This is a genomic window from Halorubrum sp. Atlit-8R (assembly GCF_003666025.1).
GTDB lineage: Archaea > Halobacteriota > Halobacteria > Halobacteriales > Haloferacaceae > Halorubrum > Halorubrum salinarum.
Map to the genome: position 1 here is coordinate 1 of NZ_QPLV01000023.1, position 592 is coordinate 592.

Annotated in this window: 1 pseudogene; it reads right to left on the reverse strand. The window is 72.5% G+C overall.

What is annotated here, in order from left to right:
- Nucleotides 1-592 (reverse strand): annotated as a pseudogene (locus tag DVK05_RS16390) (glucan 1,4-alpha-glucosidase); the annotation flags it as partial.

Below are 592 nucleotides of genomic sequence, written 5' to 3' on the forward strand. Positions count from 1 at the left end.
CGCCAGCCGAAGCGCGTGCGGCCAGCCGAGCGGCGTCGCGCTGTCGGGCGTGCCGACGTCGAAGAACTGCTCCGCGAGGTAGCCCTCGTCGGTACAGAGCGGACCGTCGGGGAGGACGAGGTCGAGGAGCGCGCGGCCCTCGTCGGCGAACGTCCCCGCCCGGTCGTCGTCGTGGGCGGCCAGCAGGGCGGCGAGTTCGACGCCGGTGTTCGCGCCCCACGCGGTCGAGACGGTCCAAACCTTCTCCGAGGACTGCTCGCGCATCCGCCAGTCGTCGCCCTCGAAGCGGACCAGCCCCTTCACCTCGCTGTCGTCGGGGTCGTGCCAGAGGCCGTCGAAGACGGACTCGACGTGGTGGACGAGTCGGTCCAGCCGGTCGTCGTCGACGGCTTCGAGTCGGTCGTAGGTCCGGTGGGCCGACGCGAGCGCGAGCGCGGCGGAGTCGTAGCGGTCGTCGAGTTCGCCGTCGGCGACGCGGAGGGCGTAACAGTCGCGGCCCTCGCTCCAGAGGCGGTCGATGCCCTCGTACACCTCGCGGGCGCGAGAAGCGTCGCGGTCGGTCAGCGCCGAATCGAGGTCGGACAGCGCGAGC